Genomic DNA, 12,255 nt, shown 5'->3' on the forward strand with positions numbered 1-12,255 from the left:
AATTTAGCCTTGTTTCTATCGCAATTCCGGTGCACACGCAACGAGGCTCAGCAGTGAATGTCTCGCATTGTGCGAGTTCGGGAGAAAGCGACATCCGGGTATTATGATGAAGTTTTTTAATTTTTTTCTTGCCGCCGGAGTTGCTTGCGGCATGGGTATAACCTTGATCGGGTCGGCAGCCGCTGTGAACCAACAGCAAGATGATGAGCTTCCCGATTATCAGGTGCTTGCCGATTATGAACCTCCGGTGATGACACGCATTCACGCCGCCGATGGTGGCCTTATGGCCGAGTTTGCAACCAATCGCCGTCTTTATTTGCCAATCCAGTCTGTTCCCGATCTGGTCAAATCGGCATTTATTTCGGCAGAAGACAAAAACTTCTATACCCACTTCGGACTTGATCCGGAAGGACTTGCCCGCGCAATGGTGAGCAATTTCAAGAATATCGGCTCCGGACGCAGACCGGAGGGGGCGTCAACCATCACGCAACAGGTGGCAAAGAATTTTTTATTGAGTTCCGACGCGACGATGGAACGCAAAATCAAAGAAGCAATTCTGGCTATGCGTATCGAGCGCGCCTATTCCAAGGATCGCATCCTCGAACTCTATCTGAATGAAATCTATCTGGGGCGGGGTGCCTACGGGATTGCTGCTGCGGCTTTAACATATTTCAATAAGTCCGTGAATGAACTGACCTTGGAGGAATGCGCCTATCTTGCATCTCTTCCGAAGGGGCCAAGCAACTATGATCCATTCAAACATACACAACGCGCGCTTGATCGGCGTAACTGGGTGATCGACCGGATGGTCGAAAATGGCTATGCAACGCAAATGCAGGGTGAACAAGCGAAATTAAAACCGCTCGGAGTTACTCTGCGGGGCGACGACACCTATATTTTTGCCGCTGATTATTTTACTGAAGAAGTTCGCCGCCAATTGATAAATCGGTATGGGTCGAAGGCACTTTACGAGGGGGGATTATCGGTTCGCACAACACTTGATCCGAATTTGCAAGTTATGGCGCGTCGTGCTTTGCAGGATGGCCTTGTCAAATATGACCAGAATCACGGTTGGCGCGGTGCTTATAAACATATTGATATTTCGGACGATTGGGGTGTTGCACTCGGCGAGGTGAGTGGTTTTAGCGACGTTCCGGAATGGCGTTTGGCTGTCGTCTTGGCTGTGTCTGCTGACAAAGTAAAAATCGGTTTACAGCCGAAACGTGAAGTTTCGGGTGCACTTTCGGCGGAGCGTGACGTTGCCACAATCAACGCCAGCGATATGCGTTGGGCTTATCGCATGGTCGGTAGGAATGACCGCCGTTCATCTGCTTCAAGCCCGTCAGGGGTTTTGCAAGTGGGCGATGTCGTCTTTGTCGAGAAAAAAGCGGGAAACGATGGCAGCTATTTGTTACGCCAACCGCCTAAAATCGAAGGGGCTATGGTGGTCATGGAACCACGCACCGGCCGCGTTCTTGCTATGGTCGGCGGGTTTTCATTTGCTGAATCGGAATTTAACCGTGCAACACAAGCTTACAGGCAACCCGGCTCCTCGTTCAAACCGTTTGTATATGCGGCGGCACTGGATAATGGCTATACGCCTGCGTCTGTTGTTCTTGATGGTCCTGTCGAGATCAAACAGCCGAATGGGGAAGTTTGGCGACCGAAAAACTATGGTGGTACTTTTGCCGGACCTTCCACATTGCGCTATGGCATCGAACATTCGCGTAATTTGATGACTGTACGATTGGCAAATGATCTTGGAATGCCGATTGTCTCGGAATATGCGGAACGTTTCGGCATTTATGACAAATTGCAACCTTACCTGCCAATGGCCTTGGGAGCGGGTGAAACGACAGTTTTGCGTATGGTGACGGCCTATTCGGTTATTGCAAATGGCGGACGTTCGATTTCGCCTTCTTTGATAGACCGGATTCAAGACCGTTACGGTAAAACGATTTACCGGCACGATCAGCGTAAATGTGAAGGCTGCAATGTCAGGGCATGGGATAACCAGCCCGAACCGACGCTCGTCGACGAACGCGATCAGGTTCTCGATCCGATGACCGCCTATCAGATTACATCTATGATGGAAGGCGTTGTGCAACGCGGTACGGCTGCACGTCTTGCTTATCTCAACCGGCATATCGCCGGTAAAACAGGGACAACCAATGACTCGAAAGATGCTTGGTTTATGGGCTTTACACCCAATATCGTAGTTGGTGTGTTTATCGGATATGACCAGCCTGCAACCTTGGGGTATGGCGGTACAGGTAGTTCCCTCGCGGTTCCGGTTTTTGGAGAATTCATGGAAAATGCCATGAAGGGTGTACCGGATGTCGATTTCAAAATACCCGACGGGATGACGCAGATTGCAATAGATCGAAAGACGGGCATGCGTGCAGAACCGGGAAACAGCAATGTTATCGTTGAAGCTTTCAAGCCCGGAACCGGACCGGCCGACGTTTATCAGGTTATTGGCGGGTCAACTTCGTTCAAGGAAGGAGTGCCGGTAGCGCCAACTTCACCGCAAGTAAATAAAGCAATCCAGAGCGGCGCTGGCGGTCTCTATTGATCTTCGGTTTTTGACAAAAACTCGCGATGTGAATATCGCAACAGAATTGCCAGTTGATAAAAGGCCTTTTGACAGATGACTTCAAATTTGCCAAAAGCGTGAAAAACGATCATTTCAACAAACATAAAAGACGAAAAAATCGGGAAAAATAAATCATTATGCGTGCAGAAATCGAAACTTTGGTCGAAGAAATCAAGCAGGCTATAGGCCTGCTGAGGAGGCATCTTTGACTGGGATCAGTCAGTAAAACGTTTGGAATACCTCAATGAAAAAGCCGAAGATCCAAGCCTTTGGGATGATGCAGCCAAAGCACAAGAAATGATGCGCGAGCGTCAGCGGCTGGATGATGGAATCAACAATATCAAACATCTGACGCAGACACTCGATGATAGTGTCGAACTCATTGCAATGGGTGAAGAAGAAGGTGATGAAGACATTATCCGGGATGCCGAAGCGTCAATTCATGCATTAAAAAGCGAGCTTGATAAACGGCAGATTGAAATGCTCTTATCAGGCGAGGTTGATGGCAACGACACTTATCTTGAAATTCACGCCGGAGCTGGTGGTACTGAAAGTCAGGACTGGGCTTCAATGCTGCTTCGCATGTATACGAGATGGGCTGAAAAACATTCCATGAAAGTCGAGGTGCTTGAAGTCCACGATGGCGAAGAAGCAGGCATAAAATCAGCGACAATACTTGTGAAGGGACATAATGCCTATGGCATGTTGAAGACCGAGTCGGGGGTGCATCGTCTGGTGCGTATTTCCCCTTACGACTCGAATGCAAGACGCCATACATCTTTTGCCAGTGTTTGGGTCTATCCGGTTATTGATGACAATATTGAAGTGGATGTATCGGAAGCGGATGTGCGAATTGATACCTATCGGGCATCGGGCGCAGGCGGACAGCATATCAATACCACCGATTCTGCAGTGAGAATTACGCACTTGAAAACCGGTATTGTTGTTCAATGTCAGGCGGAACGGTCGCAACACAAAAACCGTGCTACAGCCTGGGCAATGTTGAGAGCGCGTTTATATGAAGAGGAGCTGAAACGCAGAGAAGACGAAGTGAATGCTCTGGAAGCGTCCAAAACAGAAATCGGTTGGGGACACCAAATCCGTTCTTACGTCTTGCAGCCTTACCAGTTGGTCAAAGATCTGCGCACCGGCGTTGAAAACACTGACCCGCAAGCGGTACTTGATGGCGATCTCGACGAATTTATGGAAGCAGCGCTTGCCCAAAAGATCAAGGGCGGTGTCGAACATGTGGAAGACGTCACCTGACGTCTTCTCTTTCTATGCTGAATTTGGTGGAAAATCTGTAATCCCCGAAATCGTGACGATGCCTATCGGGGAAAATCAGGATTTGCCCTTAACACTTGGGTTTACAGGCAATGGGGAGGGGGGGCAAAACTTCAAATTGCTTACGTTGTTCAAAACTGAACGGCCGACAATGTTTTTTTGGGCTATTAACTGCGGGGGCCGGTAATGATCGGGTCAATACCCGCATCCGGTTTGAACACAATGTTCTCGGTTTTTGGCGCCGACATTTTCGGTAATGCGGGAAGCGTTTGATGAATAGCCGGTCCCGAAGCTATGTTTACATTTGTGGTGTCTTTGGCAATCGTAGCGGATACAATCCCTGTAACGAAAACTGATGATAAAACCAGAATTTTTGTCAGATATTTCATTTTGCCATATGCCCTTTATGGCAACTATTTGCGCACCAAAAAGTTAACAAATCCCTAACAGGCAAATTCATGCGATAGCTTTGGCACTTTCAAGAACAGCTTTTGCGTGACCGGGAACTTTTACCTTTCGCCAGATTTCAACAATCTTGCCGTTTTTATCAATGAGAAAAGTGCTTCTCTCAACTCCCATATATTTCCGTCCATACATCGACTTTTCCACCCATACGCCATAGGCGTTAAGCGTTGTTTTTTCTTCGTCGGATACCAGAATAAGGTCGAGATCGTGTTTCGATTTGAATTTATCGTGTTTTTCAGGTTTATCGGGCGACATTCCGATAATCGTAACGCCGATTTTGTCAAATTCGGGTTTCAACTCTGTAAAATCATGTGCTTCCAACGTGCAGCCGCTTGTGTCATCTTTAGGATAGAAATACAGAACAACAGGATGTCCGCGAAGACCGGACAGTGTTTGTATCTTTCCGCTATCGCGCGGCAACTTGAAATCGGGGGCAATATCGCCTTTTTCCAATGTGGTCATTCTATAACCTTTCTTCATAGAAGCTTTCTTCTGGGAGAAGATGTAAAATTACATTATAAAACTCATGAATCAACATTAATCGGTGCTATAACGAGTCACAGATTATTCATTCTACACCGTTCAATGTAGCGAGCGAAAAACAGGATTGGTTGTGATTTGACAGGTCCACATGAAGAGATTCGCTTTAAAAAAAGCGAGATAAAAAGCCTCGACCAGTTTCCTTCGTCTCGCCATGGAGACGGAGTGAAAGTTGATACCCCACGCCAACGTAAAAAATTATTGAAACGCTGCTTTCACATCATCCTATGGGCGGCTTTTATAGTCATCGTAATGCTGGGCTTGATATTCTCGCTTTTGAAAGTTGGCATTAGCGGCCAATATCTGACACAAAAAATGCAGGCGACATTGTCCCAGCAACTGGGTGATTATGCGCATGTCAAAATAAATGATGCACGACTATCTTTGGATGAAGATTATCATCTGGCACTTGAGACACAGAATGTTATGCTGGACGATATAAAGGATGGCGTAAAGGTAGACCAGATCGGAGTGTTTCGCGTCGGTTTTTCATCCTGGGGATTGCTCCTGGGCAAGCTACAGATAGCACAGATCGAACTACATGATGCGAATGTGCTGTTGCCGCAGTCACAAGGGCCGGGGTTTTTGGCACAGTTACCGAAAGATTCCTATGGCCGGGTTGATCCTGATGCAACCGCCAATATTCTATTTCCCGCTTTTGACGCGAGTGCCGATAAATTACGGTCAATGTCAATCAATGTTCTGGTATTGAAAAATATTTCTCTGCGTATGCCGGGAACAGATGGCACGATTTTAGGAATAAAAAATCTCGATTTGCGCATGAGGTGGAAAACGGCCACGCTGTTGTCGGCCTTGACGTGGAATGGTCAGGAAATAGATCTTGAAGCAAATGCAAATTATATCGACCGACATGCACGGGATATTACACTTGACGTTAAATCGCTTCCGCTACATTTGGGGGCTGCCGACGACGTTTCACCATTCTTACCAAATGGCCATACGAATAACGGACATTTCAGATTAAAAGGTAAAGCCGATCTGACAGTCGAGGCTCATCGCACCAGTATCGACGAGGAACCGGTTGTGCGCACGCAACTTGCCATGTCCGAAGGGGTTATGGATTTCGGCACCGAACAGAATATTCCATCGAAGTTCAATCTCAACCTGCTGCACATGCCCCATAGCAACAAGATCGAATTCGAGCCGTCACTGCTACAGATTGGTGGATTGGTCATTCCCTTTAACGGGGCTATCGGGCTAACACCGGCCAATGCCGAAACGGATAGACCGGTGAATGATTACCGTTTTGAAATTGTAGCACAACACGCGGTTAGTGCTTCAAACGAGGTGCCGGATATAGCACTCCGCTTTGAAATGAAGCTTGCAGGCCAATTCAACAGTGCCGATAAAAAAGCCATTATGGATGAAATTACCATCAACACTCCGCATGGTAATTTGATGGGGCAGGGCAGCCTGAAATTCGGTACAGGGTCTCCGGAAACGATTTTTGTTCTCCATGTTCCACAAATGGACGTTGCAGAAGCTAAGCAATTGTGGCCGGTCAATATTTCTCCGGGTGCGAGAAGATGGGTTGTGTCGCATATTTTTGGTGGTCAATTAAAAAATGGTTCGATTGAAATAGCCCTACCACAAGGCTATTTCCAATCGGGTATTCCGGCAGGCACACTTTCCGGCAATGAAGTCAAGATCAGAACCGATATTGTCAATACGCGTTCGGACCTCGTTGGTGATTTGCCTGCTTTACGCGATGCTTCCGGCAATGTTGCGGTTGACGGTATGACGACGACAATAACGCTTGATAGCGGTGCCAGTTATCTTTCCGAAGGTCGTAAGATCGAAGCTGTCGAAGGAACTATGGTAATACCATGGGGGCCACAGCGGCCGGTTTTTGCCGATATGGACTTGACTGCACGGGGTGAGATAAATGCCGCCGGAGAGATGATCGGATATTCGCCTATAAATGCCCGTCATCGTCTGCCTTTCAATTCCGATCATGCGCAAGGTAATGTCGAGGCGGAAATCAAGCTCAGATTTCCTGTAACACGAGACAATCCACGTGGAGAAATAACTTACAGTGCACATGTCAACTTCAGTGATTTTTCCGTTCCTGATCCTATCGAAAACAACTCCGTCAGCAATGCGTCAGGTACTGCTGATGTCGATAAATCGGGAATTGTTCTGGAAGCTAACGGCTTACTGAACGAGTTTCCTGCGCAAATAAAGCTTGTTCAACCTTTCGAGAATTCCGGCTTGCAAAAAAGTGAGAAAATCACGCTTAATATCGACGATACAATTCGGGCGAAACACTTTGCTTTTCTTAATAACTTCCTTTCAGGCCCTGTGGCTGTCGAAATCGGACAGGATAATAATGGAAAGCGTCGTTTTAACGCCGATCTGACAAATGCCGATCTTGAATTTTCGTGGGCAGGCTGGAAAAAAGGGAAAGGCATGGCCGCTCATGCGCAATTCGATATGCCTTCAAACATAAAAGATAAACCGGATTACTCGATTGAAAACTTTGCTTTGTCGGGGCAAAATCTCGATGTAGCGGGTCAAATCCATATCAAGGATAAACAATTTTTCGGCGCGGAATTTTCCAAAGCCAATTTAAGCCGGAATGACGATTTGGCATTGAAAGTGATAAGTTCCGGAAAATCCTATCATATCGAGGCTACAGGCAAGAGCTTTGACGGACGCGCACTCATTCAACAACTTGGAAAAACAACAAAAAACAATGCAAATGATAAAACCGCAATTTCTTTGCATGCCTCTATCGGAAATCTTGCAGGTTTTTATGGTGAAGAGCTGACAAATGTAAATGCAACTTACGAGATAACAGAACAGAAAGCTGTGCAATTTTCACTAAGCGGTTCAACGCATAGTCGCCAGTCAATCAATGTAGAGACGCAAAAGAGTCAAGGTCGCCAGACTGTCAGCGCAAGAAGCAACGATGCGGGTGCGCTCATGCGGTTCATGAATTATTATGACAAAATTCGCGGCGGTGTCTTGAAAGCCGATTTGAATTCATCATCCGGTCAACCGCTGTCGGGACGCGTTAGTATAAGAAATTTCGAGGTTGTTGATGAACCACGACTTGCGACGATTGTTTCATCTCGTCCAAGTGGAGGTGGAAAAAGCTTGAACGAAGCCGTGAGGGGTAAAATTAACAGCTCAAGCGTCGGTTTTGATCTGGCCTATGCCCATATCGGGAAAGGTGATAATTATCTTGTACTTGATCGGGGTGTTTTGCGCGGGCCGACAGTCGGGGCAACATTTCAGGGTGTCCTTTATGATGTTTCGGGAAATATGTCGATTACCGGCACTTTCATGCCTGCCTATGGTTTGAACCGCCTCTTCGGTGATTTGCCAATCATAGGACAAGTTTTGGGGAACGGGCGCGATCGTGGCTTGATAGGGATTACATTTAAAATCGAGGGCAACGCAAAACACCCGCAAGTCATGGTTAATCCGATTTCGGTTATTGCTCCGGGTATCTTCCGGTCAATCTTCGAGTTTCAATAAACCCGCTATATGAAAGCCACGATCGACAAAGATAGGGTTGGTTTTCATTCACTCGCCGATGAGCTGATGTTCAAAGGTTTCCGTGCGACGCCAGTTTCTTCCAGTTTGCGTTTCATTTGATAAACTCAACTCGGCTGAGTAACCGAAAATAATTTATCTATGCATGCGAGAAGGCGCGTTTGTCTGTGAGCTAAACCTAGAGCGACGCCCCATCGTCACCAGCTTTCGGGAAAAGTTTTTGCCAATATCACGGGACTGTTATGACCGGCATCCATTTGTTGCAAAGCCGGATTTGCAACAAATTTAGGTAATCAAATATTTTCTGCACAAAGCCTGTAAGCGGAAGCAGTTTATATTTTGTACGGGGTTACGATGGTGTCACGAGGACGTGTTTCTTTTTTCCGAAAGACAATTTTATAACGCCGTCGGCATTAACATCATTTTCGGTTATGGAACGCTTCTCATCTTCGACCAATACGTCGTTGACACGTATGCCACCACCTTGCACATGACGCCGCGCCTCACCGTTCGATTTGGCAAAGCCTGCTTTAACCAACAATGTCAAAAGGCCCACTCCGCCTTTAAGTTCGTCCGATGAAACCTTGATTTTCGGAAGGTCGTGACTGACCTCACCTTCTTCAAAAGTTTTGCGTGCTGTTTCGGCGGCCTTTTCTGCTGCTTCGCGGCCATGCAGCATGGCCGTGATTTCTGTTGCCAGAATTTTTTTCACATCGTTGATTTCCGAACCTTGTAGCGCCGAAAGGCGATTTATTTCGTCCATAGGCAAGGTCGTGTAGAGCTTCAGAAAACGTGAAACGTCGGCGTCTTCTGTATTGCGCCAATATTGCCAGAAGTCGTAAGGAGAAAGCATTTCCGCATTGAGCCAAAGAGCACCGTTCAGCGATTTTCCCATTTTTGCGCCGGAGGCTGTCGTCAATAGTGGTGAGGTCAATGCAAAAAGCTGTGGCGTGTCCATACGGTGGCCGAGATCAATACCGTTGACGATGTTTCCCCATTGGTCAGAACCGCCCATCTGCATGCGCAAGCCGAACCGTTTATTGAGTTCGACAAAATCATAGGCTTGCAAGATCATATAATTGAATTCGAGAAATGAAAGGGAATGCTCTCTATCCATCCGCAATTTGACCGAATCAAAGGAAAGCATTTTGTTGACCGAGAAAAAACGGCCGACATCACGCAAAAATTCTATATAGTTCAAATCCCTCAGCCAATCGGCATTGTTGACCATGATTGCATCTGTGGCACCATCACCGAATTTTATATAATTCGAGAAAACTTTTTTGATACCTGCGATATTGGAGTCAATTTTATCAACAGTGAGTAATTTGCGCGCCTCGTCTTTGAAAGACGGATCTCCGATCATTCCGGTTCCCCCTCCCATCAGGGCTATGGGGCGATGGCCTGTTTGTTGCAACCAGTGGAGCATCATAATCTGGATCAGGCTGCCCGCATGAAGACTTGCGGCTGTTGGATCAAATCCGATATAACCGGTTACAACTTCTTTCGACAACAGGTCGTCCAGACCTTTTTCGTCGGACATTTGGTGAATAAAACCACGCTCGCTCATAACATTGAGGAAATCGGATTTAAAAGCGGACATCAGATTTTTTCCTAAAAAAAGTCATGCATAGAAAACAATATTCAACTGTTTTGAGGGCTTTATCATAAAATAGATGTGATTCACAAGGAAACACGCTACGGGAAACTTAATATGCGCGCGACAAAAACGGCCATTGGCCTTATGAGCGGAACGTCGATGGATGGAATTGATGCGGCTGTGCTTGTAAGCGATGGCGAAAACGAAATAAAAATTATCGGCCATTTGTCGAGTCAATATGACACAAATTTTCGGAAACGATTGAAAGAAATACTGGATGATGTAACCGAAGTGAAGAGCCGGGACGAACTCCCAGTGGCTGCTTTGACTATCGAGCGCGAATTGACACTGAGACATGCAGATATTGTCAAAAAATTACTCAAGAAATATGGAATGCTGCCAGCCGATGTGGATCTTGTCGGTTTTCACGGACAAACTATTCTGCATAAGCCGGAAAGCGGACTGACTATCCAATTGGGTGATGGAAAACTTCTCGCTCAAAAATGCGGGATTGACGTGATTTTCGATCTTCGCTCGAATGATATGACGCATGGCGGGCAAGGAGCACCGCTTGTGCCGGTTTACCATCGTGCTTTGATAAAGAAAATGAAGGATAAGATCGATTTTCCGGTTGCATTCGTCAATATTGGCGGAATTTCCAACCTGACTTTCATAGGTAAAAATGACGAACTTTATGCTTTTGATTGCGGGCCGGGAAATGTTTTGATTGACCAGTGGATGTCTTTGAGGAGAGATAAACCATACGACCGTAATGGCGAAGCCGGACTTCACGGAACGATAATCGAACCGATCGTCGAATCATATCGTCATCACCCGTTTTTCAATGAAAAAAAGTCCGGTTCTCTTGATTGGCGCAGTTTTGAACCCTTGTCTGACAAAACAATATCTGTCGAAGATGGTGCAGCAACACTGAGTTTCATTACAGCTTATGGAATTGTCAATTCATTCAGGCATCTCCCTATATTGCCGAAAACAATCGTGGTGTCAGGTGGCGGTGCATATAACCGTGCTATTATGGCGTCATTGGAAAGCCTCGCTAAAGAATACGACATTGTCACATTAACTGCGCAATCATTAAATCTATCTTCGGATTTTATCGAAGCGGAAGCGTGGGCTTATCTTGCAATCAGATCGAGTTACGGTTTGCCGATTACTTTTCCGACGACAACAGGATGCTCGTCACCACAGTCGGGTGGTGTGTTGGCAAAGCACGGGTTTTGATTGTGACGGGAAAACAAAAGGTAAAGTCAATTCATAGAAATAATCAACGAAGCGACAATTTCTATCATTGAATAGCTGAAACGCCATTTTCATTAATCAAAATTTTTCTCGCCGTTTTCGGTATATTGTAAATGCGTTTTCAGGTGTATTGTTTGGTTCGTTTTGGACCCGTCTATTTTTCAAATTCTGAAAACAAAAAATAAAAATAAACCCTTGCGAGTGTTTCGCAAGGGCCGCTACCTTCAAGGTTTCAACAAACTTTCTGAAATGCAAAGTTTTAACGCAGGCGCTTCATACGTGGTTCGGACAATTCACCATTAAGACGACGGTCGAGGTAGTTGGCGCAATCGTCGATAAGCTCGTCAACCTGACCGGCAAAAAAGTGGTTTGCACCTTCAATAATCTGCTGGGTAATTGTAATGCCTTTTTGTGTTTTTAGCTTGTCGACAAGCCCTTGAACATCTTTAGCCGGCGCTACCCGATCAGCATCTCCATGAATGATAAGGCCTGACGATGGGCAGGGGGCAAGAAACGAAAAGTCATAAATATTCGGTTGTGGCGCAACCGATATAAAACCTTCAATTTCCGGTCGACGCATCAATAGCTGCATGCCGATCCATGCGCCGAATGAATAACCGGCTACCCAGCAATTTTTTGAATCCGGATGCAAGGCTTGCACCCAGTCCAACGCGGCAGCCGCATCGGATAATTCCCCCGCACCATGGTCGAACTCACCTTGGCTGCGACCGATACTGCGGAAATTGAAACGCAATGTGGTAAAACCGCGTTGTTGGAACATATAAAACAAGTCGTAAACGATCTTGTTATTCATTGTTCCGCCGAACTGTGGATGTGGATGAAGAACAATAGCTATAGGAGCATTTTTTTCCGGTGAGGGTTGATAACGACCTTCAAGGCGACCCGCGGGACCATTGAAAATGACTTCAGGCATCAAGCACTCCTTATTATACCGGTTGGAAAGCCCATCATTAGACAAATGGATATA

General features: G+C 46.3%; 8 protein-coding genes. 4 read left to right on the forward strand and 4 right to left on the reverse strand.

The genetic code is table 11. From position 1 onward, the window contains the following. The first annotated feature begins 103 nt into the window (after positions 1 to 103). Together H3S94_RS06825 and prfB are read left to right on the forward strand one after the other, a co-directional pair. Positions 104 to 2,575 carry a penicillin-binding protein 1A gene (locus tag H3S94_RS06825; protein ID WP_369805719.1) on the forward strand — a complete coding sequence of 824 codons (2,472 nt, stop codon included), beginning with the start codon at positions 104 to 106 and terminating at the stop codon, positions 2,573 to 2,575. Positions 2,576 to 2,733: 158 nt separating this feature from the next. Continuing rightward, positions 2,734 to 3,862 (forward strand): peptide chain release factor 2 gene (prfB, locus tag H3S94_RS06830; RefSeq protein WP_149866643.1). Its coding sequence is split into 2 segments (ribosomal slippage): positions 2,734 to 2,802 and positions 2,804 to 3,862, totalling 1,128 coding nucleotides; the frame shifts between segments, so codons are not numbered across the junction. A gap of 185 nt (positions 3,863 to 4,047) precedes the next feature. Here the strand turns inward: prfB and H3S94_RS06835 are convergent. Beyond that, a complete protein-coding gene (locus H3S94_RS06835; RefSeq protein WP_198240631.1) occupies positions 4,048 to 4,269 on the reverse strand; it encodes a hypothetical protein in 222 nt (73 codons plus the stop codon). Between the two features lie 67 nt (positions 4,270 to 4,336). After that, positions 4,337 to 4,807, reverse strand: a complete 471-nt coding sequence (gene bcp / locus H3S94_RS06840; protein WP_198240632.1) for a thioredoxin-dependent thiol peroxidase — start codon at positions 4,805 to 4,807, stop codon at positions 4,337 to 4,339. A gap of 156 nt (positions 4,808 to 4,963) precedes the next feature. Here bcp and H3S94_RS06845 point away from each other — a divergent pair, with 156 nt between their 5' ends. Beyond that, on the forward strand, positions 4,964 to 8,389 hold the full coding sequence (locus tag H3S94_RS06845) for a DUF3971 domain-containing protein (protein WP_198240633.1): 3,426 nt from the start codon (positions 4,964 to 4,966) through the stop codon (positions 8,387 to 8,389). A gap of 367 nt (positions 8,390 to 8,756) precedes the next feature. Here the strand turns inward: H3S94_RS06845 and tyrS are convergent, their stop codons facing one another. After that, entirely contained in the window at positions 8,757 to 10,010 is a 1,254-nt protein-coding gene (gene tyrS, locus H3S94_RS06850) for a tyrosine--tRNA ligase (protein WP_198240634.1), read from the reverse strand. Positions 10,011 to 10,121: 111 nt separating this feature from the next. Here tyrS and H3S94_RS06855 point away from each other — a divergent pair, with 111 nt between their 5' ends. Then, complete coding sequence (locus H3S94_RS06855) at positions 10,122 to 11,249, forward strand: anhydro-N-acetylmuramic acid kinase (protein ID WP_198240635.1); 1,128 nt, start codon at positions 10,122 to 10,124, stop codon at positions 11,247 to 11,249. Between the two features lie 277 nt (positions 11,250 to 11,526). Here H3S94_RS06855 and H3S94_RS06860 read toward each other — a convergent pair whose 3' ends face one another. After that, on the reverse strand, positions 11,527 to 12,201 hold the full coding sequence (locus H3S94_RS06860; RefSeq protein WP_077992084.1) for an alpha/beta hydrolase: 675 nt from the start codon (positions 12,199 to 12,201) through the stop codon (positions 11,527 to 11,529). Positions 12,202 to 12,255 lie beyond the last annotated feature (54 nt).

It is taken from the genome of Bartonella sp. B10834G3, assembly GCF_016102505.1.
Classification (GTDB): domain Bacteria; phylum Pseudomonadota; class Alphaproteobacteria; order Rhizobiales; family Rhizobiaceae; genus Bartonella; species Bartonella choladocola.

Excerpts from the sequence above, each read along its gene's own strand:
- H3S94_RS06825 (WP_369805719.1), top strand. The coding sequence starts at position 104 with ATGATGAAGTTTTTTAATTTTTTTCTTGCCGCCGGAGTTGCTTGCGGC.
- H3S94_RS06835 (WP_198240631.1), bottom strand. The coding sequence starts at position 4,269 with ATGAAATATCTGACAAAAATTCTGGTTTTATCATCAGTTTTCGTTACA.
- bcp (WP_198240632.1), bottom strand. The coding sequence starts at position 4,807 with ATGACCACATTGGAAAAAGGCGATATTGCCCCCGATTTCAAGTTGCCG.
- tyrS (WP_198240634.1), bottom strand. The coding sequence starts at position 10,010 with ATGTCCGCTTTTAAATCCGATTTCCTCAATGTTATGAGCGAGCGTGGT.
- H3S94_RS06855 (WP_198240635.1), top strand. The coding sequence starts at position 10,122 with ATGCGCGCGACAAAAACGGCCATTGGCCTTATGAGCGGAACGTCGATG.
- H3S94_RS06860 (WP_077992084.1), bottom strand. The coding sequence starts at position 12,201 with ATGCCTGAAGTCATTTTCAATGGTCCCGCGGGTCGCCTTGAAGGTCGT.